This is a genomic window from Desulfoluna sp. CYM3A (assembly GCF_056829965.1).
In genome coordinates this window covers 5,297,632-5,318,837 of the sequence record NZ_CP186556.1, presented here as the reverse complement: position 1 = coordinate 5,318,837, position 21,206 = coordinate 5,297,632, and the positions used below count along the sequence as shown (strand labels likewise).

Sequence of the window (21,206 nt, the reverse complement as noted above, 5' to 3'; positions counted from 1 at the left end):
GAGGCGGTTTTTTGTGTCCTTTGGCTCTTGCTTACCCAAAGCCATCATACACCATGATGGCTTTTTTTGCGCCTGCCTCCTAATACTCCGCGGCCCCATTTCCTTGCCCTGATCGCCCTGAGTGATATAACCGAACGCAAGCGGGTGTCAACGTTTTCCAACCCAGGATCAAGGAAATGAAATCACCATGGATTTTGACGTGACCGTTGTGGGAGCCGGGGTGGTGGGGCTGGCCGTGGCCGAGGCCCTTTCGAAAGCCGTTGGCCGGGTCCTTGTCATCGACAAAGAGGAAGGCTTCGGCCGGGGCGTGAGCAGCCGCAACAGCGAGGTGATCCATGCGGGGATCTACTACCCCCAAGGGTCCCTCAAGGCCCGGCTTTGCGTGTCGGGCAGGGAGCTGCTCTATGGGTTCTGCGGGCGTCACCGGGTGCCCCACCGCCGCTGCGGCAAGCTGATTGTGGCCACCTGCAACGAGGAGATTGCCGAGCTGGACCGCCTTGAAGTCAACGCCCGCGCCTGCGGGGTGATGGATTTAGAGCGGCTCACCGGGGATCAGGTCCGGGCCATGGAACCTGTCGTCCGGGCCGAAGAGGCCCTGTATTCGCCTTCTACGGGCATTGTCAGCGCCCACGGCCTCATGCGAAAACTCTTCGCCCGGGCCAGAAAGGCAGGCACCCTCTTCTCCTTTGAGACCGAAGCCGTGGCCGTGGAAACCGAAGCCTTTGGCAGCCGCCTGACGGTGCGCTATCGGGACGGCCGACAAGAAGCCGTCACCACCCGGCTTTTCATCAATGCCGCCGGTCTTTTTTCAGACCGCGTGGCAGGCCTTACGGGGGTCCCTGCAGAAACAGCGGCCCTTCACTGGTGGAAAGGGGAGTATGCCGCCCTGGACCTGCCCCGCGGGCATCTTTCCACCCTGGTCTACCCGGTGCCCGAACCGGCCAACCAGGGCCTGGGCACCCACGCCACCTTAGGCCTCGACGGCACCGTCCGCCTGGGCCCCAACGCCCTGTACCTTGCCGACAAAGCCGAGGACTACCGGGTCGACCCCAGCCATCTCGCCGATTTTCACCGGGCCGCAAGCCGCTACCTCAAAGGGATTACCCCTGCCATGCTTCGCCCGGACATGGCAGGCATCCGCCCCAAGCGCCAGAAACCAGGCGACCCGGTGGCAGACTTTCTCATCCACAGCGATCCCCTCAAAGGCCAGGTCCACCTCATCGGCATCGAATCCCCGGGCCTCACCGCCTCCCTTGCCCTTGCCAGGGAGGTGTGCGCCCTGATCGGGGGGTAGGCAGGGGCTGGGGAAAAGCGCCTCCGGCGGGCAGGGGCTACAGCCCCTGCACCCCAGGGTCGCGAATGCTCCGGGGCTCGTACCTCGCCCCGTCGCATTCGCTGACGGGCTGCGCCCGTTGTTTGTTGTGGTTGTGTCGGTTGTTTTTCTGTCTCTGTCAAGGGAGAGAAGTGGACAGGAAAAGCATGCCTCCAGCGGCCAAGGAATTTATAGCCTAGGTGGTTTCGCCACCCCAGGACCCCAGGTTGCGAATGCGTTTTCCCCTCGCTTCTCGGGGAAAATCATGTCCGCCTTTAAAACGGCATTCATGCAAATATTCTTTTAAGACCTGTTTGTTCAACTTTTTAAAAGTTTAGCCCCCGGCAGGGCCGCCGGAGGCATCCTCAAACGCCACCCAAGGAGCATCTGATGAAACTGACCGTTCTCGTGGACAACACCACGATCATTGACCGCTATTTTCTGGCCGAGCCCGCCTTTTCCGTTCTGATCGAAGCCGATGGGCAGAGGGTGCTCTTTGACTGCGGGTACAGCGACATTTTTTTGAGGAACGCGGAGAAGATGGGGGAGGACCTGCTGCATCTGGACCATCTGGTGTTTTCCCACGGGCACGCGGACCATACCTGGGGGGTGGAGCCCTTGATGCGGGCCTTTTCCGTGGCGGCCATGGAGGGGCGGCCCCACCACCGGCCACAGGTGACGGCCCATCCGGATGTGTTTGTAACCCGCACCTTTCCGGGCATGGGGGAGATCGGGTCCCTGGTTTCGGCGGCAAAGCTCGGGGAGCACTTTCCCATGGGACTGACCCGGGAGCCGGTGCAGCTGACGGAGCGCCTCTGGTTTCTGGGGGAGATTCCCCGGGAGAACGACTTTGAAGGAAAAAGTCCCCAGGGGGTCATGAATGGGGCGCCGGACATGCTTTTGGACGACACGGCCCTGGCCTGGAAGGGGGACGATGGGCTGGTGGTGATCACCGGCTGCTCCCATGCCGGTATTTGCAACATTGTGGAGCAGGCCCGCCGGGTGTGCGGAGAGGAGCGGGTGACCGACATCGTGGGAGGGCTTCACCTGCTTTCCCCGAGTCCCCGCCAGCTGGAGGGGACCCTCGCCTACATCAAAGCGCTCAACCTGTCGGCCCTTCACGCCTGTCACTGCACGGATTTTCCCTCCCGCAAAGCCCTGGCCGAAGTGGCCCCCCTGCAGGAGGTGGGGGTGGGCCTGGTGTTGAGGTATGACTGATCCCCGGGCATTCCTGGGCAATGGGGGGGGGGACAGAGCAGACGGTGTGGAAAGGGACGGGACGTTTTCGGCACGATACCGGGGGAGCGAAACGACAAAGGGGAGGCCTTTTAAGGCCTCCCCTTTGTCGTTTTGGCACAGGATCATGCCGGCGTGCGGGTCGCCCCCGGGGGATTCCGGGGGGCGGGCCCTTTGCGTTCGATCCATCCGCATAAAAAGAACGCGCACGTTGCCTGGGAGGGGCCGGTCAGCCGTGAAAGCCACCGGCACCCGAGATTATTTAACGAAGAGCATCTCCTGGTAGGTGGGCAGGGGCCAGAACTCGTCGGCCACCATCTCTTCGATGGCGTCGGCCACGGCCCTAAGCTCACACATGGCGGGGATGATCTTATCGCAGCAGTGTTTGGACTCGGCCAGGGTGTCGGCGTGCTCTTCGGCGATGAGGGCTTTGAGGTTTGCCGAGGCAGCCCGGAGCTCTGCAGAGAGGGTGGTGATCCGCGTCAGGGACTCATCGTCGCAGGGCAGGCCCAGCTCCCGGAGCTTGAGACAGCTGTCTGCCAGCATGGCCTGGTGGGCCACGGCCGCGGGGTAGATCTGGGTGTCGGCCATTTTGATGGAGGTCTTGGCTTCCACGGCGATCTTGAGGTTGTACTGCTCAAGGTAGATCTCCGTGCGGCTTTCCAGCTCTGCCTTGGACAGGACGTTGAAGCGGCTGAACAGCTCCACGATGTCGTCGTCCATAAGGGTGGGCAGGGCGTCCGGGGTGGTCTTCAGGTTGGGAAGGCCACGCTTTGCCGCTTCTTCCTGCCAGGCGTCGGTGTAGCCGTCGCCGTTGAAGATCACCTCGCCGTGGGCGTCGACGATCTCTTTGATCACCTCTTTGACAGCGTCGTTGAGCTTGGCGCCGTCGCCGCCGGTGCGCCGCTCCAGCTCGGTGGCAATGTAGTCGATGGAGTCGGCAAAGATGGTGTTCATGGCCACAAGGGGCCCGGACACGGACTGGGCAGAGCCCACGGCACGGAACTGAAGCCAGTCCATCGGCGAAGATGGTGGCTGAATGGCCGCGTCCTTGGGAAGGTTGGGCAGGGAGTCCACGCCGATGTTGAGGGTGCCGCCGCCCTTGGAGGAGGTGGCATCTCCGTTTTTAATCTGCTTGAAGACGTCGGTGAGCTGATCCCCCAGGAAGATGGAGATGATGGCCGGTGGCGCTTCGTTGGCACCCAGGCGGTGGTCGTTGCCCGCTGTGGCCGCCACCGCCCGCAGGAGCTTGGCGTATTTGTGGACACCTCGGATGACCGCGGCGCAGAACACGAGGAACTGGGCGTTCTCGTGGGGGGTGTCCCCGGGGTCGAGGAGGTTGCCCTGGGAGGCGTTGCCAAAGGAGTAGTTGACGTGCTTGCCCGAGCCGTTGATGCCGGAAAAGGGCTTTTCGTGCAGCAGGCAGGTGAGGCCGTATTTCCGGGCGACCTTGCGCAGGGTAACCATGACCAGCTGCTGGTGGTCTGTTGCCAGGTTGGCGGTTTCAAAGACCGGGGCCACCTCGAACTGGGAGGGGGCCACTTCGTTGTGCCGTGTCTTGACGGGGATGCCGAGCTTGCAGAGCTCCCGCTCCACCTCGCACATGTAGGCCAGGACGCGGTCCGGGATGGCGCCGAAGTAGTGGTCGTCAAACTCCTGGCCCTTGGGAGCCGGGGCACCGAAAAGGGTGCGGCCGGCGGTGAGGAGGTCGGGGCGGGCCGTGACGAAGTTGCGGTCGATGAGGAAGTACTCCTGCTCGGCGCCGCAGGTGGAGTTGACGATTTTGTTGGAGTCGTCCCCGAAGAGCCTCAGGATACGCTGGGCCTGGGTGTTCAGGGCCTGCATGGAGCGCAGGATGGGGGTCTTTTTGTCCAGGGCCTCGCCGGTCCAGGAGACAAAGGCCGTGGGGATACACAGGGTGGCCCCGTTGGGGTTTTCCATGATGTAGGCAGGGCTGGTGACGTCCCAGGCAGTGTAGCCCCTGGCTTCAAAGGTTTCACGCAGGCCGCCGTTGGGAAAACTGGAGGCGTCGGGCTCGCCCTGGATGAGGGTGGACCCGGAGAATTCGGCGATGGCGTTGCCCGCCAGGTCGGGCATGAGGAAGCTGTCGTGCTTCTCGGCGGTGAGGCCGGTGAGGGGAAAGAAGACGTGGGCGTAGTGGGTGGCGCCGTTGTCCAGGGCCCAGTCCTTCATGGCCGAGGCCACCACGTCCGCCACCGAGGGGTCCAGGCGGGTTCCCTCTTCCATGGTCTTGCTGATCTTCTTGAAGATGTCCTTGGGCAGGCGCTTCTTCATGATGGAAATACTGAAGACATTGTCTCCGAAGAGATCAATGGACGATGAGTTTTTAAAGTCAATGGTTGTCTCGAACGAGTAGTTGTTGATGGCCCTGATGGCTTCCCTTCTCACCGTGTTGCCGTTCATAATGCTCTCTCCGTCTTGTGGATTGATGAAGCACCGTTGCCCTGGGGGGCGTTTGCGCGGTTTCGTTATGGTTGTCCCGAAACAGTTCCGCAACGGGTTACGGGGGGATGGTATTGCAACAGGTGTGCCAAGATGTGGGTTGGTGGGGTAGGATCCTGTTATCCAAGAATATTTCATTTAAACCGTCAGGGCAAGGATGAATTCTCGAAATGACATTTTTGTGAAAAGTTTGCGGGTAAGTCTTACAAATTTGTGAATTGTTCCCGGTTCGTTCTCGGGGTATTTGTCGGATTCTCGCGGTTTTTCAGGGGAGAGGGGGGCTGGACGGGCCTGTTCCGGGGGGCTGGGCAGGGTGCCTGGGTGTGCCGGGGGCCAGTTAACAAAAATGTAAGGGGGGAAATCCACAGGGGGGACCCGCGGCCCCCCCTGTTTGCCCGTCATGCGGGCGATGCCTTGCCGTTTCGTGGTTAGAGGGCGTCGTAACCCTCTTCACCGGTGCGGACCCGGATGGCGCGCTCCACGGGGATGATGAAGATCTTTCCGTCGCCGATTTTGCCGGTGTTGGCCACGTTGCGGATGGTCTCCACAATCTGGTCCACCCGGGACGCCTCGGCGATGATCTCAATCTTGAGCTTGGGCACAAAGTCCACATCGTATTCTGCGCCGCGGTAGATCTCTTTGTGGCCCTTCTGGCGGCCGTAGCCCTTGACTTCCGAGACGGTCATTCCCTGAATGCCGATCTCCCCCAGGGCCTCTTTGATTTCGTCGAGTTTAAACGGTTTGATAATCGTTTCGATTTTGCGCATACCCCACTCCTTTTCGTTCTGATCGCGTGTTTTTTATAATCTCATTCGTAAAATGGCTTCGAGGATGGCTTCCTTGACCCGGGCGATGGTATCGGCCCCGGTGACCTTCTGGCCGTCCACGGTTCTGACGTAGAAGATGTCCACCACCTGGTCCACGTGGGTGGTGATCTTGGCGTAGTAGATGTTGAGGTCCAGGTGAAAAATGGCATCGGTGACGGCAAAGAGCAGGCCCGGAAAGTCGTCGGAGTAGACCTCGATGATGGAGAAAAAGCTCGACCCGAGGTTGTCCAGCTCCACCCGGTCGGGTTTGTCGGAGATGGTGACCTTTTTCCGGATGGCCGGGTTGAACTCCTTTTCCATGAGGGCCCAGTGAATGTCCAGGCGGCCGTCTAAGGCCTCTTTGATGTTTTTTTCCACCCGCTCCCAGCGTTCTTCCTCCCGGGTGAGGTCGAAAAAGGGCTTGACCGTGAAGATGTCCAGGGCCGTGGAGTACCCCCAGGTGTAGACCTGGGCGTAGAGGATGTCGAGGTCGTTCAGGGTAAAGACCCCGGCAAGTTTGGAGAAGAGGCCGGGCCGGTCCGTGCCGCACACTTCGGCACGCCGGGTGGCGCTCCCTTCCTTTTTCTTGATGCTTAAGGTCACCCCCTCTTTGCCCATCTTGCAGTAGAGGCGCAGGTGCTCCACGATCTCCTCCACCGAGGCGTAGAGGAGGTAGCGGGGGGGCATGGTGTGCAGGTATTTTTCGATTTTTTCCGTGTTCACCAGCTTCAGGACGGCCTGCTTCTTTTTTTCGATGCAGCGTTCGCTCTTGGCGGTGGCCAGCTCGCCCTTTTCGATGATGTCCAGCACCTTGAAGAAGAGGTCGCGGAGCAGATTCTCGGTCCAGGCGTTCCAGGCTTTGGGGCCGGTGGAGATGGAGTCTGCCACGGTGAGCAGGTAGAGCATCTTGAGCCGGTTGGGGTCTCGGATGGTCCGGGCACAGGAGACCACGGTCTCTTCGTCGTCAATGTCCCGCCGCCGGGCCACGTTGACAAGGTAGAGGTGGTGCTGGATGAGAAAGACGATGTCATCCACCTTTTTCTTGCCCATACCCCAGGAGAGCAGGAGTTTTTTGGCCAGGCGGGCCCCGGAGATGCCGTGGTCTTCTTCCCCTGGAACCCCTTTGCCGATGTCGTGGAGGAGGGCTGCCCAGAGGAGCCGCCCCTTGCCCTGGACCTCGCCGAAGATCTTGCCGTAGAGGGTGCAGAGCTCGGATTTGGGGTTTGAAAACTCGTTGATGGTCTGGACGGTGTAGAGGCTGTGCCGGTCCACAGGGTAGATGTGGTAGCGGTTGTACTGGATCCGGTTGACGATGCCCTCGAAGCTGGGGAGCAGGGTCTGGAGGAACCCGGAGATCAGCATCTTTTCAAGGACGTTGAATTTTTCCGTGGCCGTGGAGAGGATCCGCTCCATGGCCTTCATCACCGTGACATCCCGCCTGAAGCCCCGGACCAGGTGGCTGAACTCGCCGATGGTGCGCAGGGCGTCGGCGCCCAGGGCGTACTGGAGCCGGGCGCTCTCTTCAAAGAGGTCCATGATGAGGGAGGGGCGGTTTACCACCTCGGCCGGGTCGGCGAAGTTCACGAGGCCGCCGTCGGAGACGATGCCGGGCTTGCGGGAGCGCTTGAGGAGGCTCCGTCCCAGGAACCCCTTGGTGGAGCGGGTGCACTGGGTGAGCATGAGGGTGAGGTGGTGCTTGATGAACTCCATGTGGCCGTGGAGTTCCCCCATGAAACGTTCCACGGGCTTCTGCCCGTGGGTGTGACCCCGAAACCGCATGGCTTCGGCCAGCTCCACCTGGTGCTCGAAGTGGATCTGGTCGAGTTTGCGCCCGCTCATGAGGTGAAGGTGGTTTCGTACCTTCCAGATAAAGGCCAGGGCCTCTTCCAGCCGCTTGAACTCCTTGTGGGAGAGAAACCCGGCGTCTGCCATCTGCAGCTGCCCGGCCGCCACCAGCACCCGGGAGAGCCAGTACATGCTGTGGTAGTCCCTGAGGCCCCCCTTGCCGTTTTTGATGTTGGGCTCCATCAGGTAGGAGGCGTCCCCGAAGGTCTCGTGGCGGCTCCGGCACATGTCGTTGATCTGGGTGACGATGCGCTTGGGGTTGCCCTCCACGAACCGGCTGCGGAACTGCTGGATAAAGGCGCTGTAGATGGGGGACATCCCGCAGAGGAAGCGGGCGTCCAGGATGGAGGTCAGCACGTGGAGGTCGTTTGCCGCCATCTCCAGGGACTCGGAGATGGAGCGCGTGGCATAGCCCACCTCCATCTTCAGGTCCCACAAGGGGTAGATGACTTCCTGGATGAGGCCGCCTGCTTCGTCGGGGACCTCTTTGTCAAAGAGGAAAAGGATGTCCACGTCGGAGTGAAGGCAGTGCTCCCTCCGGCCGTATCCCCCTAAAGCCACAATGGCAAAGGGGTGGCCTCCCATGGCCAGGGCCTGGCCGGTTTCACTCTCACCAAAGCTCTGGGAGAAGTAGTTGTCCACGGCCACGGTGCTGTCCATGAGCAGGGCGCTGCCCCGCCCCTTGCGAACGAGGGCTTTTAGTTTTTCGCGTGATTTTTTCAGCTCGACGGCTGCCGATTGTTCCATCATCCTGCTCCGATATCACCGGTGGCCGCCTGCCCTGGACCATCCTGCAGGCAAGAGGGAAAAAAGGGGCGCCTTGCTGAGGCGGGAACGGTTCCCGCACCAGGGGGCGGTTTCCTTGCGGCGGCCCGGTGATCCATCTGTCTGAATTGCTCTTCACTGTACGTGGCTATCATATTTCCATTTTCGGAATTTTTCAAACACCAAAATGATGTGACAATTTTGTATTTTTTAATCCCTGGCCCAGGCACCGGTGGGGCCCCTGGGGCTCACCGGCCCCCTGAGGCCGTGCAGGCCCGCGGGCGGCCCTTTTTTTTATGGCTTATCTGGTAGGAAAAAAAGAAGTCAACAATTTGTCAATCATCCCTCAACCATCCCGCAGGTTTTGCCGAAACCCTTTAATAGATTGGTTTTAGAAAAGTTCAGCCACCTGTTGCCTGAGCAATCCCATGACAACCGTGCGGCCTGAACAGGAGACCCGATGACGCCATGCGTCTTCCCCCCCGGGTCCGGTGAGCTTCCCCTCCCGGCCCGGGGAGCACGGCATTCGGGTTTTGATGTGGTTTCACCCCAATGCGGTCCTTTCAGGGGGCCGCCATGTAAGGATGGATGTATGTTCAGCAAGCTCAATCTCAAGGCCAGGCTTCTGCTGTTTGTCTGCCTGGTTACTGTGGTTTCGTTTTCGGTTACCGTTTGCGTGATCTCCTTTAAGGCCTTTCACTCCTCCCGGGAGGCCACCCTTGCCACCACCCGTGAGATGGCCTACCGCCACGGCGGTGAGGTGGGGGCGCAGATTCAGATCGCAGCCGACGCAGCCCGGTTCATGGCCGAGGCCATGGCCGGCATGGCAAGCGGCGACACCCCGCCGGAGCGGGCCCGCCTCAACACCCTTTTAAAGGGGGTGTTCGACAAGAATCCGGATTTCTGGGCCGTCTACACAGGCTGGGAGAAGGACGCCCTGGACGGCCGGGACGCGTCCTTTGTGGACACCCCGGGCAGCAACGGGGAGGGGCGCTACCAGGCCTTGTGGCTTCGCGGGGTCTCGGGCAACACCCTCTCCACCCTGAAGACCTATGCCCAGGGCGATCCCAAGGGCAAGTGGTACTGGATCCCCATGACCTCGGGCAATGTCTACGTGTCGGAGCCCAACGTGTACAATGTGGGGGGAAAGGATCGGATGCTGGTGAGCATCGTGGCCCCCATCCGAATCAACGGCACCTCCGTAGGGGTCTGTGGGGTGGATTACGCCATGGACCGGTTTGCCGACATGGTGGGTAAGATCGCGCCCCTGGGCGCCGGATATGGGGCCCTGCTCTCCAATGAGGGCAAGGTGGCGGCCTATCCCGAGGCCGATGCCGTAGGCAAGAACATCCGGGAGCTCGGCATGTCCGAGGAGGTTGCGGGGGCCGTTGCCGCAGGGCAAGAGACCCGGTTCGTCTCGTCGACCAATGCCCTGAACAAGGAGGCCTTCACCGTCTTGACCCCCATCGCCGTACCCGGGTGCGCCACCTCCTGGAGCCTGGCCGTGACGGTTCCCATGGACAAGGTGCTGGCCGGGGCACGCCACATCCGAAACATCAGCATCCTCATCGGTGTGGTCTCGGTGCTGGCCATGGTGTGGGTGGTGCATCTTGTCACGGGCGCCATGATCCTTCGGCCCATTCGCCAGGTGTCCGAAGGGTTGAAGGACATCGCCCAGGGGGAGGCGGACCTCACCAAGCGGCTCTCCATTGCACGGCACGATGAGATCGGGCAGCTGGCCGGGTGGTTCAACACCTTCATGGGGAACCTCCACGGGGTCATCTCCGATGCGGCCCGGAGCGCCCGGGAGGTGGGGGAAGCCTCGGTGACTTTGTCGGGAATCTCCGGGACCCTGGCCGGGGCCACCCAGGAGACCGAAGAGCGGGTGACGGACGTGGCCGATGCCACCCGCACCCTGAGCGACAACATCGATGCCGTGTCCGCGGCCATGGAGCAGGCATCGGCCAATGTGAACACCGTGGCCACGGCCACCGAGGAGATGACCTCCACCATTGCCGAGGTGGCCCGCCAGGCCGAAAGCGCCCGGGGGGTCTCGGAGACGGCGGTGCGGCAGTCCACGGGGGCTTCCGATAAGATGGGACGCCTGGATGCGGCCGCCGCGGACATCGGAAAGGTGACCGAGGCCATCTCTGAGATCTCCGAGCAGACCAACCTGCTCGCCCTGAACGCCACCATCGAAGCTGCCCGGGCAGGGGAGGCGGGCAAGGGCTTTGCCGTTGTTGCCGGTGAGATCAAGGCCCTCTCCAACCAGACGGCCGAGGCCACCCGGGAGATCCGGGAGCGCATCGCAGGGATCCAGAAGGTGGCCACCGAGTCGGTGGGTGAGATCAAGGGGGTGTCCGGCACCATCCGGCAGGTGGACGGGATCATCGCGGCCATTGCCACGGCCGTGGAGGAGCAGTCCGCGGCCACGGGGGAGATCGCCCAGAACATCACCCAGGCGGCAGGAGGCATCGGCCATGTGAAGGACAACCTGGGCGAGTCCGCCGGTCTGGCCTCCCGCATCTCTGGAGAGATCGCCGACGTCAACCAGGCCGCAGGCGATATCAACCGCAGCAGCGCAGAGGTCCAGGCCAGTGCCGGGGACCTGGCCGGGCTCTCCGAGGGGCTTGGCGGCCTTGTGGTGCGGTTTAAGCTGTGATACCACAATAATAACGGTGTCCTGAGGTGGCCCGGGGATCCCCCCCGGCCACCCCGGGGCCGTCCGGTCAATACCCGCTTGAGCCAATGCAGGAACGGATCTTAAAGACTCCTGCGTGTCACACCTTTCAACGACTTGCCCCCCGGCAGCATCGCCGGAGTCGATTTTCAGCCGCAGCATCAGTGTGTTTTCATCCTTGCGCATTTCCTTAAAATTTAAGGAGGACCATGACCATGGTGGAGGTGACGGAGGTTCGGAAAGTTTACAGGCAGGGGGATGTGGAGGTGCCGGCCCTGTCCGGTGTCTCTTTGTCCATCGATCCGGGGGCGTTTCTGGCCCTGGCAGGGCCTTCGGGCTCGGGGAAGACAACCCTTTTGAACCTCATCGGGGGGCTGGACGTGCCCGACGGCGGGCAGATTACGGTGGACGGTCTGGACTTAGGGACCCTTTCGGCAACGGCCCTCACCGAGCTTCGCCTTCACCGCATCGGGTTTGTGTTCCAGGCCTACAACCTGATCCCCGTGCTCACGGCGGTGGAGAACACCGAGTATGTGATGCTGCTTCAGGGGGTGCCCAAAAAGGAGCGCCGGGAGCGCTCCATGGCCATCCTGGATGAAGTGGGGCTCTCCGGGCTCTACCACAGGAAACCGTCGGAACTCTCCGGGGGGCAGCAGCAGCGGGTGGCCGTGGCAAGGGCCGTGGTCTCCGGCCCGGCCATCGTTTTGGCAGATGAGCCCACGGCAAACCTGGACTCGGCAACGGGAGAGGGGCTCCTTGCCATGATGCGGGAGATGAACGAGGCTCGGGGCGTGACCTTTGTCTTTTCCACCCATGACGCCATGGTGATGGGGGCGGCCCGGAAGGTGGTCCGGATGAAGGACGGCCGCCTGGACGGGGACCGGGAGTTGTGAGGGGCTGGTGGGGGGCCGTTGCGGCAGCGCTGGTCCTGGTAAGCTCTACGGGAGCGTCGGCCTTATCCGTGGAGGTGGGGGGCCAGGTGAAGGCTGCTGCCCGGGGAATCGCCTACGACGATGACGACGTGCGCGGCACCCTGGATCCTGTGGGCGAGTCTCCCTACGACGATTTGGAGAGCAGCGCCGGGTTCCGGGTGGCTTCCCGGACGGAGATCGTCCCCACCCTCACCCTGGATGTGGACTACGAGCTTTTCTACGAAGGGGGCGATGCCACCAAGCGCCGATCAGACCTTGCCGGGGCAGGCCTTTCCGTTCCGGGTGACGCCCGGGGCGATGAGGACCGGTACCGTCTCTTTGACCTCACCTCCGTGATCTCCGACTCCTCCCACCACCGCACCGTCCATCGCCTGGACCGCCTCAGCTTCAACAAGGAGCTGGGAAACCTCGATCTGCGCATCGGCCGCCAGGCCGTCACCTGGGGGGGCGGGCTTCTCTTCAACCCCATGGACCTTATCAATCCCTTCTCCCCCACCGACACCCTCCGGGACTACAAGGCAGGGGATGACCTGGCCTCCCTTCGGTACACCACGGCCCGGGGCATGGAGCTCCAGGTCATCGGCCGCCCGGGTCGCGAGGCCGCCACAGGCGACGTCTCCTCCGACGGGTCGAGTTACGCCACCAAGCTGCACGGCACCTTCGGCAGCCTGGAGGGGGACATCCTCCTGGGCAACCAGCGGGGACACAGCCTTTCCGGGGTGGGCTTTTCCGGGTATGCCGGGGAGGCGGCCTGGCGGTCGGATCTTGTCGTCTCCGACGAGGACGGAGGGACCCTGTCGGCCGTGGTCAACATGGACCTCTCCTGGGTGGCCTGGGAGAGGAACTGGTACGGTCTTGTGGAGTTCTACCACAACGGCTACGGCACCTCGAACTACGCGGCCGCCCTCACCGACCCCGACACCCTGGAGCGCCTGGACCGCGGGGAGGTCTTCACCCGGGAAGTCATCCTCGCCGCCAGGATCCAGCTGGAGGCCCACCCCCTGGTCAACCTTACCCTCACCGCCATCACCAACACAGGGGACCCTTCGGGGATTCTCCAGCCCTCGGTGATCTGGGATGCTCGCCAGGACCTTCGCCTGGACATGGTGGCCCAGCTGCCCTGGGGCGGCTCCGAAACCGAGTACGGGGGTTTTTCCCTTCCCGGCGGGGGCTGGCTTGCCCCGGCCGAAGAGCTTATCGTCCGGGGAACCTGGTTTTTCTGACGCCGGGCAATGGGTTGGAACGTTTGACAAACAGGATTCAAAAGCGATATCCGTGGTGCCGGTGCCGGTGCCGGTGCCGCAACGGGGCTGTGTGCCAGGAATGAATAAAGCCGGGTAACGCTCACTCAAGGCCTGTGTGTCTAATTTTTTAAATGTTTGGCCCCCTGCAGGGCCGCCGGAGGCAGCGGACGCGTTGCCTTAATATTAGGGAAGGATGTGTTGTGATAGGTCGACAGGAAGGGGAGCCGGAGCGCCATGTGGTGCTGGTGGCCCCTGAAGTCCATTGGAATACGGGAAATGTGGGGCGGACCTGCCTCGGGGCCGGCGCGCGCCTGCACCTGATCAAGCCCCTGGGGTTCTCTCTGGACAGCGCCCAGGTGAAGCGGGCCGGGCTGGATTACTGGGAGCATGTGGATTTGTCGGTGTGGGACAGCCTGGACGCCTTTACTGAGGCCATGGCACCCGAAGACGGGGAGGTGGCCCTTTTTGCCAAGCTCGGGTCCCGGCCGTTCTGGGAGATGCCCAGGCCAAAGCGACTGTTTCTCTTTTTCGGTTCCGAGACAAAGGGGTTGCCCGCCTCGGTGCTGGATCGGTACCCGGACTCCCGGTACCACATCCCCATCAACCGGCAGATACGCTGCCTCAATCTCTCCACCAGCGTGGGCATCGCCCTTTACGAGAGCCTTCGCGTGGAAGGTCTCTCCCATGGCTGGGCCACCTGACGCGCTTCTCGCCCCCAAAAAAAAATGGGCGACCCATTGCGGGTCGCCCTTGGCGTGAAACGGAAGGGAAATATGTGGCGGGTAAACAGGTGATCATGATTATAGGGTGGGGGCGAATGTGAGTCCATAAGGGCAGCCCTTCATTTTACCGGGAGGATCTCCCTGTCCCCCCGTTTTTCTGGGGCCGACCCTCAAGGCCCTGCGTATCTATTCAGCTTTACAAACAGCCTCCGGCGGCAAGGTGTGCCACCTTGAAAGCAGGGTGCGGATGCGTTTTGCCCCTCGTTCCTCGGATCACATCACATCCGCCTTGAAACGACATCCATAAACATGTTTTTTTAAGACCTGTTTGTTAAACTTTTTAAACGTTTGGCCCCCGGCAGGGCCGTCGAAGACACTCACCATCCACCACAAAAGAAGGGAGGCCCCTCACCCATGGCACGAATCACCCTCCTCGGAACGGGGACCTGCGTCCCCTCCCTAACCCGAAGTGCCTGTGCGGCCCTGGTGCAGACCGGGACCGAGACCCTGCTCATCGACTCCGGCCCCGGGACCATGCGCCGCCTGCTGGAAGCTGGGGTCTCCATCGACGAGCTCACCGGTATCTTTTACACCCACATGCACCCGGATCACACGGCTGAGTTGGTGCCCCTGCTGTTTGCCACCAAGTATCCGGCCTGCACCCGCACCCGTCCCCTTCCCATTTACGGAGGCAAAGGATTCGGTGCCTTTTTCGAACAGCTTAAAGGGGTGTACGGGGAGTGGATGGACCCGGGCCCGGGCCTGGTTCGCCTCACCGAGCTCTCCGTGGAGCAGGAGGACCTGTTTCACCAGGGAGACCTGGCCGTGAGAACGGCCCCGGTGGCTCATCGCCCGGAGAGCCTGGCCTGCCGGGTGGTGCTCTCCGGGGGGCGCTCCGTGGTTTTTTCCGGGGACACCGGCCCGTCCGAGAACCTGGTTTCCCTTGCCTGGGGAGCCGATATTTTTGTGTGTGAGTGCTCCACCCCGGACGCTGAGGCCGTTCCCAACCACCTGACCCCCTCCCTTGCCGGGGAGGCGGCAAAAGCCGCGCAAGTCGGGATGCTTGTGCTGACCCATTTTTACCCGGCCTGCGACAAAGTTGATGTTGAAAAAGAGTGCCGCAAAACATATGATGGGCAGCTGGTCCTCGGAGAGGACCTGAAACCCTTTGATCTTTAAAGGTGATCTGCGCCGGTTTGGCGGCGCGCGTCACAGACTGAAAGAGAGCAGACCCATGCGATACTATCCCGTAAGCCTTGATATTATGGGGAAGGCGTGCCTGGTGGTGGGCGGTGGTGCCGTGGGCACCCGAAAAGTCGAGACCCTGGTGCGCTGCGGAGCCCATGTGACCGTGGTGAGCAAGGCCTTTACCGATGAGCTGAAAACCATGGCGCAAGACGCTCCCGTCACCCTGGAGGAGCGGGCTTACGTCCCTTCCGATATGGACGGGAAGTTTCTGGTGATTAGTGGCCACAGATGATCAGGAGTTCAACACCCGGGTGAGCCGGGACGCCGAAGCGTCCTGCACGCTCTGCAACGTGGCCGACTATCCCAGTGCCTGCAACTTTATCCTCCCCTCCATCGTGCAGCGGGGGGACATGACCCTGTCCATCTCCACCTCCGGAAAGAGCCCCGCCTTTGCCAAGTGGATGCGTCGGCGCCTGGAGACAGAGTTCGGAGACAGGTTGAGGGAGCCTGACTCGTGGGCTGGCGTGCGGCGTCGGAGAAGCCTTTCGCCGACCCACGCCAGCCCGAGGCTCACAAGCCCCTTTTTGAGGCGCTCATCGCCGGCGGGCTCCTTGGGATGGTGAAGGCCGGAGATAAAAAAGGGGCAGACGCCTTCCTCACCGAGGTGCTGGGAGAGGGCTACACCTGTGAGACGCTTGGTTTTTCTCTGTAATCACGACACCGTATGGTATCGGCTTCAACCATGGGAGGCGGGATCATGGACATACTGACAGCGGCGCTCTACCTGGCCAGTGCGGTGGCCTACCTGCTCTACCTCTTTTTTCAGAAGGAGAGGGTCCAGGGCGATTCTCTTTGGGGCGGGGTTTGCCGTTTCACACCCTGGGGCTTGTCATTGCCTCGGTGCAGACCGGGTACCTGCCCGTGCACAACCTGCGTGAGACCCTGGGGCTGGCCGCCTGGGCCGTGGCCCTGGTGTTTCTTTTCTTAAGGGCCCGGTATCGCATCAAGGTAATGGGGGTCTATGCCGCCCCCCTGGCCCTTCTGGCCTACACAGCGGCCTTGCGGGTCCCGGACCTGCCGCCGACACAGCCCGAGGCGGTGTACGCCAACTTCTGGTTTTTTGCCCATGTCATCACCATCTTCGTGGGGGAAGCCGCCCTGGCCATGGCCTGCGGTGCGGGTATTCTCTATATCCTCCAGGAGAACGCCATCAAGGAGAAGAAACGGGGTTTCTTTTACCGTCGCCTTCCCTCCCTGGAGCAACTTGACGGCATCGGGTATGCCAGCATCATCGCCGGCTTTACCGCCCTGACCCTGGGGCTGGTCACCGGCCTGCTTTACTCAAAGATCATCTGGCACCGGTTCATCAGCTGGGACCCGAAAGAGGTCTGGTCCGGAATCTCCTGGGTGATCTACGCCGTGCTCCTCCACGAACGGCTCGTGGGAGGGATGCGGGGACGCAAGGCCGCCTGGCTCGCCATTGCGGGGTTTGCGGTGCTGCTTTTTACCCTTTTCGGGGTCAATTTTTTCATGGAAGGTCACCACGGGGAGTTTACCCGGTTTTAGGTGAGTTCATCCGGTTTTAACGGACGAGAGACACGGCGTTATGCGAGAAATTGTACTGACAGGTTTGAATCACAAGACGGCCCCGGTTGCCCTCAGGGAGCGCCTTGCCATGAGTCGGCAGGAGTGCATGGAGGCCATCGACGCCCTGAGGGAGCATCCCCATGTGGACGAGGTGCTGCTCTTTTCCACCTGCAACCGGGTGGAGGTGCTCATGGCGGCCAAGGACGGCAACGCCGCCCTGGACGCTGCCAAAGGCTACATTGCCACCCTCAAGGGGCTGCCCGTGGAGGAGTTCGACTCCTGCCTCTACGAGTACCACCGGGAAGAGGCCGTGCGGCACATGTTCAATGTGGCGGCAAGCCTTGACTCCATGGTCATCGCGCTTCTCCACATTGTCCTGGGGGCTGCGCAAGGATGCCTATCACCTCACCGCTTCCAAGAAGGCCACGGGTCCCCTTCTCAACCGGCTGATGCACCGCACCTTCCATGTGGCCAAGCGGGTGCGCAGCGAAACGGGCATTGGCGACAGCGCTGTTTCCATCAGCTACGCGGCCATTGAGCTGGCCCGGAAGATCTTCGGCTCCCTGGAAGGGCGCAAGATCCTTCTGGTGGGGGCCGGTGAGATGGCGGAGCTGGCCGTGGAACACCTGATCCAGCACCAGGCCGGGGACATCTTTGTGGCCAACCGGACCCTCAACCGCGGGGTGGAACTGGCCCGGCGCTTCAACGGAAGCGCCATTGCCTTAGAAGAGATCCCCGAGACCCTCACCGAGGTGGACATCATCAGCTCCGCGGATTACCACCTGCGTCATTACCCGGGAGATGGTCAAGCCGGTGATCAAGCGCCGAAAGGGGCGCTCCATTTTTTTCATCGATATTGCCGTGCCTCGGGACATCGACCCGGCCATCAACCGGCTCTCCAACGCCTATGTGTACGACATCGACGACCTGAAAGAGGTCATCGACGGCAACATCGAAACCCGACGGGCCGAGGCCATCAAGGCCGAGCGCATTGTGGAGGAGGGGGTGGTTGGCTTCTCCCGCTGGGTGGAGGGGCTCCGCACGGTGCCCACCATCAAGGCGGTGCGTGAGAAGGTGGCTTCCATTGCCGAAGGGGAGGTGGAAAAGACCCTGTCGGGCATGGCGGGCCTCTCCGAGGAGGAGAAGGCCGCCATTCGCCGCATGGGCCAGGCCATCGTCACCAAGGTGGTGCACGATCCCATTAGGTTTATCAAGGACGGTTGCCACAACCGGGACGAATCCCGTGCCCTGAGCTATGCCCGCAGCTTATTTAACATTCACGATTAGGCCGGCAACGGCGTGCAGAAGGGGCCCGGGCGGTCTTTCTGCAATATAGGGGAGGTCCAGACGTGACACAGACCGCTTTTCTTTTTCCCGGACAGGGGTCCCAGGCCATCGGCATGGGAGAGGATATTTACCAGGAGTTCGGGGTGGTGCGCGAGGTCTTTGAGATGGCCGACGAGATCACCAAGTCCCACCTGACCCGCCTCTGCTTTAAAGGCCCCATGGACGAGCTCACCCAGACCGTCAACCTGCAGCCTGCGGTGACTGCTGTGAACCTTGGCTTTCTGGCCGCCCTGGCCTCGGTGGGGGGCGACCGGTTCGAGGTGGCCTGCGGCCACAGCCTGGGCGAGTACGCCGCCCTTTGCGCTGCAGGGGTTGTCTCCCCGGAGGACACCCTCACCCTGGTCAAGAACAGGGTCCGTGGCTTCATGGACCTGGAGGCCCGCAAGCACAAAGGGGCCATGGCCGCGGTGCTGAATCTCGACTATGCCACGGTGGACGCTCTGGCCAGCGAGGCCCCCTGCGTGGAGGGGGGCACCGCCCACCAGAGGGGTCTGGGCCGCCAACCACAACGGCGAAATGCAGATCGTGGTGAGCGGCGATCCCGACTCCGTGAAGCGGTTCGGTGCCGCCGCCCGCGAAAAAAAGGGGCGCGCCGTTCCCCTGAAGGTGAGCGGAGCCTGGCACAGTCCCCTGATCCAGGGGGCGGAGGAGCCGTTTCGCCGGGTCCTGGAATCGGTCTCTTTTAAGGGGCCTGCCAAGGGGCTTTTGTTCAATGTGACGGCTGAACCCGAAGAGGATCCCGTGGCCATGAAAGAGAATATGGCCCGCCAGCTGGTGAACCCCGTGCGGTGGTACGACACCATGACGCGGCTCCTCGAAGACGGGGTGACCCGGTTTGTGGAAGTGGGCCCCGGCAAGGTCCTGTCGGGCATTGCACGAAAAATCGTCCCGTCAGACGGCTCCTGCGAGGTGGTGAATATCTCCACCATGGCAGAGTGGCGTCCCTTGGATGAATACCCTGGCATAATCTCTTTTTTCTCTCATCAATTCGGTGTGTTGTTTCGCTTTTTCGGTGCCCTTGCCTCCCTCGCGGGGCCGGGGCGCCTTCCTCAATAGATCTTTACAAAATTCGTAAACTGTGTTTACAGTAGGCAGGTTAAACAAAAATTCGCCAACCAAGCTCAGAGGAGAGGTTTGAGTATGGATCAGGAAACACTGGAATATTTCAGGAAGTTTTTAACTGATCGGCTTAATGACCTTCTGGAACAGGCTGACAGCACTGTTGAAGGAATGACTGCCCAGAAGGAGAGCTTCCCCGATCCCACGGACCGAGCATCGCACGAGGAAAACAGGAACTTCATGCTTCGTATTCGCGACCGCGAACACAAGCTGATCAAGAAGATAAAACAAGCCCTGGAGCGTATTGATAACGGGGTTTTCGATATGCAAACCCGAAGAGTATGCATACCCATTGAGCGACTCAAGCACCCCCGTCACCACGCAGTGCATCGACTGCAAGACCCGGGCGGAAGCAAGGGAAAAAGCCCTTGGCCTCTGATCGCGCTTCGGCGGGGATCGACCTTCACATCCACACCACCGCCTCGGACGGGTCTCTGTCGCCGCAGGAAGTGGTGCGACGTGCCCGCAGAGCCGGCCTGGCCGCCATTGCCATCACCGATCACGACACCGTGGAGGGAGTCCGTCAACTGATATCACACGGACTCCCGGATGATTTGGGTTTTATCACCGGGGTTGAGATCAGCTCCCTTCCCCCTGCGCCATATCGCAGCAAGGGCAGTTTCCATATTCTTGGTTACGGTATCGACCCTGAGGCCCCGCCCCTTGCGGGACCCTGATCTCTGCGTCTCGGCGCGAGACGCGAAACCCCAGATGATCGACCGCCTTAACGAGCTCGGCATGGATCTGACCCTGGCCGAGGTGTCGGCCGAGGCCGGCGGTGCCGTGGTGGGCCGTCCCCACATGGCCGCCGTGATGGTGCGGAAAAAATGGGTGGGCTCGGTTGCCGAGGCCTTTGACCGGTACCTGGCCACAGGGCGTCCCGCCTATGTAGAAAAGGGTCGCATTGATTTTGAAAATGCGGTAAGTCTCATTCGTGCCGCAGGGGGGCTCCCCGTGCTGGCGCACCCTGTGACCGTGGGGCTTTCCCCGGATGACCTCAAAGGGCTCCTTGAGAGCCTGGCCCGCCTGGGCCTGGCCGGTGTGGAAGCCTACTACTCCACCCACCCTCCGGAGCTCACCCGTTTTCTTCTCGGCTGCGCCAAGTCCTTGGAACTTGTGGTGACCGGCGGGTCGGATTATCACGGGGCATATAAAAAAGGTATCGAGTTGGGCGTGGGGCGAGGCGATCTCCATGTACCCTTTGATTGTTACGCCACCTTAACCGCTGCATTGCCATGAATCACATTGAAGACCTGTCACAGTTGGAGGCCCACCTCAACTACACCTTCGGCGATCGAAGTTTCCTTGCCACGGCCCTGATGCACAGCTCCTATGTCAACGAACAGGGAGATGCCGTCTTGGAAGACAACGAACGCCTGGAGTTTTTGGGGGATGCCGTTTTGAACCTGGTTGTGGGCGACGCCCTGATGCACAACTTTCCCGAGCTCAACGAGGGAAACCTGTCTCGCATGCGCTCCAACCTGGTCAACGAGACCCAGCTGGCCGAGATCGCCAGGCAGCTGGAACTGGGGCAGTTTATCCGCCTCGGCAAAGGCGAGAGCCAGACCAACGGCCGGGATAAGAATTCCATTCTCTCCGACGTCCTTGAGGCGGTCATCGCCGCGGTTTACTTAGACGGCGGGTTTGATGCGGCCTATCGGCTCATCAGCCGTCATTTCAAGCCCCTCCTGAGCGGTGCGCGCCCCTCGCGGCTCAACAGCGACAGCAAGAGCCTGCTCCAGGAATACTCCCAGGTCCACCTCAAGGAGATTCCCCGCTACCGCGTGGTCTCTGAGATGGGGCCGGACCACGACAAGACCTTTCAGGTCTGCCTCAAGACCCGCGATATCGAGACCATGGGCTACGGAAAGAGCAAGAAGGCCGCCGAACAGGATGCCGCCCGTATTGCCCTGGATCTTTTGAAGGAACGGGGGCTTTAAGTCCATGGCCCCTTTGAGCC

General features: G+C 61.6%; 19 protein-coding genes and 3 pseudogenes. 19 read left to right on the top strand and 3 right to left on the bottom strand.

What is annotated here, in order from left to right; all coding sequences use genetic code 11:
* Nucleotides 1–187 precede the first annotated feature (187 nt).
* Both ACOYW1_RS26900 and ACOYW1_RS26895 read left to right on the top strand, forming a co-directional pair.
* Nucleotides 188–1,294, top strand: a complete 1,107-nt coding sequence (locus tag ACOYW1_RS26900; RefSeq protein WP_482420409.1) for an NAD(P)/FAD-dependent oxidoreductase — start codon at nt 188–190, stop codon at nt 1,292–1,294.
* Nucleotides 1,295–1,702: 408 nt separating this feature from the next.
* On the top strand, nt 1,703–2,530 hold the full coding sequence (locus ACOYW1_RS26895) for an MBL fold metallo-hydrolase (protein WP_482420408.1): 828 nt from the start codon (nt 1,703–1,705) through the stop codon (nt 2,528–2,530).
* A gap of 276 nt (nt 2,531–2,806) precedes the next feature.
* Here the strand turns inward: ACOYW1_RS26895 and ACOYW1_RS26890 are convergent, their stop codons facing one another.
* From ACOYW1_RS26890 to glnD, 3 genes are all read right to left on the bottom strand, one after another.
* Nucleotides 2,807–4,972, bottom strand: coding sequence for a glutamine synthetase III family protein (locus ACOYW1_RS26890; RefSeq protein WP_482420407.1), 2,166 nt, complete (start codon nt 4,970–4,972; stop codon nt 2,807–2,809).
* A gap of 467 nt (nt 4,973–5,439) precedes the next feature.
* Nucleotides 5,440–5,778 (bottom strand): P-II family nitrogen regulator, encoded by a 339-nt coding sequence (locus tag ACOYW1_RS26885; protein WP_180138026.1) that lies wholly within the window; start codon nt 5,776–5,778, stop codon nt 5,440–5,442.
* A gap of 33 nt (nt 5,779–5,811) precedes the next feature.
* Nucleotides 5,812–8,412 carry a [protein-PII] uridylyltransferase gene (gene glnD, locus ACOYW1_RS26880; RefSeq protein ID WP_482420406.1) on the bottom strand — a complete coding sequence of 867 codons (2,601 nt, stop codon included), beginning with the start codon at nt 8,410–8,412 and terminating at the stop codon, nt 5,812–5,814.
* A 607-nt stretch (nt 8,413–9,019) separates the two neighbouring features.
* On the opposite strand from glnD, the gene ACOYW1_RS26875 reads away from it, so the two are divergent.
* From ACOYW1_RS26875 to rnc, 17 genes and pseudogenes are all read left to right on the top strand, one after another.
* Entirely contained in the window at nt 9,020–11,089 is a 2,070-nt protein-coding gene (locus tag ACOYW1_RS26875) for a methyl-accepting chemotaxis protein (protein WP_482420405.1), read from the top strand.
* A gap of 227 nt (nt 11,090–11,316) precedes the next feature.
* On the top strand, nt 11,317–12,000 hold the full coding sequence (locus ACOYW1_RS26870; RefSeq protein ID WP_482418491.1) for an ABC transporter ATP-binding protein: 684 nt from the start codon (nt 11,317–11,319) through the stop codon (nt 11,998–12,000).
* Nucleotides 11,997–13,262, top strand: coding sequence for a hypothetical protein (locus ACOYW1_RS26865; RefSeq protein WP_482420404.1), 1,266 nt, complete (start codon nt 11,997–11,999; stop codon nt 13,260–13,262). The genes ACOYW1_RS26870 and ACOYW1_RS26865 overlap by 4 nt, the downstream gene beginning before the upstream one ends.
* A 221-nt stretch (nt 13,263–13,483) precedes the next feature.
* Nucleotides 13,484–13,984 carry a tRNA (cytidine(34)-2'-O)-methyltransferase gene (locus ACOYW1_RS26860; RefSeq protein ID WP_482420403.1) on the top strand — a complete coding sequence of 167 codons (501 nt, stop codon included), beginning with the start codon at nt 13,484–13,486 and terminating at the stop codon, nt 13,982–13,984.
* Nucleotides 13,985–14,419: 435 nt separating this feature from the next.
* Entirely contained in the window at nt 14,420–15,184 is a 765-nt protein-coding gene (locus tag ACOYW1_RS26855; RefSeq protein ID WP_482420402.1) for an MBL fold metallo-hydrolase, read from the top strand.
* A gap of 55 nt (nt 15,185–15,239) precedes the next feature.
* Nucleotides 15,240–15,485 carry a precorrin-2 dehydrogenase/sirohydrochlorin ferrochelatase family protein gene (locus ACOYW1_RS26850; protein WP_482420401.1) on the top strand — a complete coding sequence of 82 codons (246 nt, stop codon included), beginning with the start codon at nt 15,240–15,242 and terminating at the stop codon, nt 15,483–15,485.
* Nucleotides 15,472–15,816: a precorrin-2 dehydrogenase/sirohydrochlorin ferrochelatase family protein gene (locus tag ACOYW1_RS26845; protein ID WP_482420400.1), complete on the top strand. Its 345-nt coding sequence runs from the start codon at nt 15,472–15,474 to the stop codon at nt 15,814–15,816. The genes ACOYW1_RS26850 and ACOYW1_RS26845 overlap by 14 nt, the downstream gene beginning before the upstream one ends.
* A 241-nt stretch (nt 15,817–16,057) precedes the next feature.
* Nucleotides 16,058–16,759, top strand: coding sequence for a cytochrome c biogenesis protein CcsA (gene ccsA, locus ACOYW1_RS26840; RefSeq protein WP_482420399.1), 702 nt, complete (start codon nt 16,058–16,060; stop codon nt 16,757–16,759).
* Between the two features lie 40 nt (nt 16,760–16,799).
* Nucleotides 16,800–17,318 (top strand): hypothetical protein, encoded by a 519-nt coding sequence (locus ACOYW1_RS26835; RefSeq protein WP_482420398.1) that lies wholly within the window; start codon nt 16,800–16,802, stop codon nt 17,316–17,318.
* Nucleotides 17,218–17,493, top strand: a pseudogene (locus tag ACOYW1_RS26830) (glutamyl-tRNA reductase); the annotation flags it as partial. The gene ACOYW1_RS26835 and the pseudogene ACOYW1_RS26830, both read left to right, overlap by 101 nt.
* A gap of 100 nt (nt 17,494–17,593) precedes the next feature.
* The gene (locus tag ACOYW1_RS26825; protein WP_482420397.1) at nt 17,594–18,067 is read left to right on the top strand and encodes a glutamyl-tRNA reductase; all 474 of its coding nucleotides are present in this window, start codon (nt 17,594–17,596) and stop codon (nt 18,065–18,067) included.
* A gap of 113 nt (nt 18,068–18,180) precedes the next feature.
* A pseudogene (locus ACOYW1_RS26820) lies at nt 18,181–18,492 on the top strand (ACP S-malonyltransferase); the annotation flags it as partial.
* 58 nt (nt 18,493–18,550) lie between these two features.
* A complete protein-coding gene (locus ACOYW1_RS26815) occupies nt 18,551–19,183 on the top strand; it encodes an ACP S-malonyltransferase (protein ID WP_482420396.1) in 633 nt (210 codons plus the stop codon).
* Nucleotides 19,184–19,267: 84 nt separating this feature from the next.
* Nucleotides 19,268–19,432, top strand: a pseudogene (locus ACOYW1_RS26810) (TraR/DksA C4-type zinc finger protein); the annotation flags it as partial.
* 182 nt (nt 19,433–19,614) lie between these two features.
* Complete coding sequence (locus ACOYW1_RS26805; RefSeq protein WP_482420395.1) at nt 19,615–19,923, top strand: PHP domain-containing protein; 309 nt, start codon at nt 19,615–19,617, stop codon at nt 19,921–19,923.
* Entirely contained in the window at nt 19,910–20,485 is a 576-nt protein-coding gene (locus tag ACOYW1_RS26800) for a PHP domain-containing protein (protein ID WP_482420394.1), read from the top strand. Before ACOYW1_RS26805 ends, ACOYW1_RS26800 begins: the two co-directional genes overlap by 14 nt.
* A complete protein-coding gene (rnc, locus tag ACOYW1_RS26795) occupies nt 20,482–21,186 on the top strand; it encodes a ribonuclease III (RefSeq protein ID WP_482418482.1) in 705 nt (234 codons plus the stop codon). Before ACOYW1_RS26800 ends, rnc begins: the two co-directional genes overlap by 4 nt.
* Nucleotides 21,187–21,206 lie beyond the last annotated feature (20 nt).